At 73.6% G+C, this 2,757-nt stretch carries 2 protein-coding genes; both read left to right on the plus strand.

The window, feature by feature from the left end:
* A partial coding sequence (locus R6V09_RS50270; RefSeq protein WP_317888111.1) for a universal stress protein occupies nt 1-151 on the plus strand: 151 nt, incomplete at its 5' end.
* Nucleotides 152-433: 282 nt separating this feature from the next.
* Nucleotides 434-2,757: ATP-binding protein (locus tag R6V09_RS50275; protein ID WP_317888110.1), on the plus strand; the 2,324-nt coding region annotated here is incomplete at its 3' end.

Here is a 2,757-nt window from a genome sequence, read left to right on the forward strand (position 1 = left end):
CGCCTCCAAGGACGCGGACCTCGTCGTCGTGGGCCGCCATCGCCGCCGCCTGCCGGCCCCGGCCCGGCTGATCGGCTCGGTCACCCAGGCGGTCCTGCTGCACGCGGCGAGCCCGGTCGCGGTGGTGCCGCCGACGGCGTTGGAGGAGTGAGGTCGGTGCATGAGCCGGCGCCGGCCGTCGAGACCGTCATCGCGTGCGGCTCGCGCACACCGACCTCCAGCGCCCCCGGCAACCACGCCGTGAACAACTCGGACCGGATGACAAGGGGGATCCACGTCCCCTGCCGTCACCGACGGCTCAGGAAAACCGGCCGGTACGGCTTCGCCGACTACCGGGTCGCAGCGCCCTTGAAAAGCGTACGCTGAGGTCCCTGTAGCTCACGGTACGCGTTCGCTCCCCGCTTGGACGCACCACCGTGGCAGGGGGTATGGGATGGGACAGCGGAGAGGGCGCGGCAACAGGACGCTCTTCGAACGGGAGGGTGAACTCTCCGCCGTGGACGACGCGTTGGGCGAGCTCACCGGCCTGCGCACGGACGGCGCCGAGCCGGGCCTCCGGCCTCGTGGCGCCCTGCTCGCCTTCGCGGGACGGGCCGGCATCGGCAAGACCACCCTCCTCACCGAGGTGCGCCGCCGCGCCGCCGCACAGGGCTGCACCGTGCTTTCCGCCCGAGGCGGCGACCAGGAACAGCGCGTCGCCTTCCATGTCGCCCGCCAGTTGCTGCAACCGCAGTTCGCCGGCTCCGCCGACGCCGATCTCCGCGCCGCGCTGGGGAGTTGGTACGACATCGTCGGCCCCGCCCTCGGCCTGTGCGCCCCCACCGCGGGCTCCCCGCCCGACCAGCAGGGCCTGCGCGACGGCCTCGACTGGGTGCTCACCCACCTCGCGGTGAAGCGGGCCCCGATGGTCCTCGTCCTCGACGACGCGCACTGGGCCGACCCCGAATCCCTGGGCTGGCTGGCCGCGTTCGCGCCCCGCGCCGAACAACTCCCGCTCCTGGTCGTCGTCGCCTACCGCCCCGCCGAACTCCCCGACCACGCCGAGTCGTTCAGGGGACTGCCCGGCCGGGCCGGCGGTCGCCCCCTCGACCTGGAACCGCTCAGCGTCGGCGCCGTCGCCGGCCTGGTGCGCGAGACGCTCGGTGAGCACGCCGACGACGCGTTCTGCCGAGAGTGCTGGGCGGTCACCGCGGGGAACCCGTTCGAGACCGTGGAACTCATCGTCAAGATCCACGACCGGGGCCTGACCCCCTCAGAGTCCGGGGCCCACCTCCTGCGCGATCTCGCCGCCGCCGTCAAGGGCAGCGGTCTCATCACCCGCCTCGAACGCCTCGGCACCTCGACCGTCCGCTTCGCCTGGGCCTGCGCGGTCCTCGGCACCGAGACCCGTCCGGCGCTCGCCGCCGCCGTCGCCGGACTCGGCCACGAGGAGGCCGCCGACGCCGCCGACGCACTGCGCGACGCCCGTATCCTCACCGGCACGCCGACCGCCGAGGGCACCCTCGAATTCGTGCACCCGCTCATCGCCACCGCCGTCTACCGGGCCATCCCCGCCAGCGTCCGCGTGGCCCTGCACGGCCAGGCCGCCTGGTGCCTCATCAACGACGGCCAGGGCCCCTCCGCCGCCGCCCGCCACCTCATGGAGACCCACCCCGACGGCGACAACTGGGTCGTCCAGCAACTCCGCGCGGCAGCGGGCGAAATCCTGCGCGCCGGTGCCCCCGACACGGCCCGCAGTTACCTCGCCCGCGCCCTGCGCGAGCCCCCGCCTTTCGACGACCGGGCCGCCGTCCTCTACGAACTGGGCAGCGCCTCCCTGCTCACCGAACCGGCGACCACCGTCAACCATCTGCGGGCCGCCCTCGAAGAGCCGATCAGCGACGCGGGCCTGCGGCAGAACATCGTCTACCGGCTCTCCCAGGTACTCGCCCACAGCGACCGCCTCGCCGAGGCCTCCGACACCCTCGCCCGCGAGATCCGCGTCACCGACGACGCCCGGGTCAAACTCCGCATGCTCTCCGAGCAGTTCATGTGGGACGCCTTCCGCGCCGACGAACCCGACCACCCCTCGCGCTCCCGCCGCCTCACCAAACTCGCCGACCGCCTCAAGGGCCGCGACCTCACCGAGCGGTACATCATCGGCCTGCGCACCTGGGACGCCGTACTCCGTGGTGAACCCGCACATGTGGCCCTCCACCATGCCGAGCGCGCCCTTCATGGTGGCCTCGGCTGGGCGGAGGCCGACCGCGGCTTCGAAGTACCGGTGCTGGTCGCCCTCGCCCACATGTACTGCGACCGACCGGGCCGGGCGGAGGAACTGTTCGCCACCGGCATCGCCGACTTCGAACAGCAGGGCTGGCGCGGCGCACACCTGGCCTTCGGCTACACCTTCCTCGGCTACCTCCGCTACCGGCGCGGCCGGCTCGCCGAGGCCGAGGACTTCGCCCGCGCGGGCCTGCGCCTCGCCGAGCGGGTCGGGCCCGGCACCCCCGTGTACTGGTACGGCACCGGCATCCTCATCGAGATCCTGCTCGCCCGGGGCCGGGTCGCGGAGGCGACGCAACTCGCCGAGGAGCACGCCTTCGCGGAGCCCTTCCCGGCTGCCGTCGTCTTCCCGGACGCCCAGACCGTGTACGGCGAACTGCTGCTGGCGCGCGGCCACACCAAGGCAGCGGCCGAGGAGCTGGCAGCCGCCGGCCGACGCCTGGACCCACGCGGGATCCGCAACCCCGCCTGGTGCCCCTGGCAGCTCCACCT

It is taken from the genome of Streptomyces sp. W16 (genome assembly GCF_033194735.1).
Classification (GTDB): Bacteria; Actinomycetota; Actinomycetes; order Streptomycetales; family Streptomycetaceae; genus Streptomyces.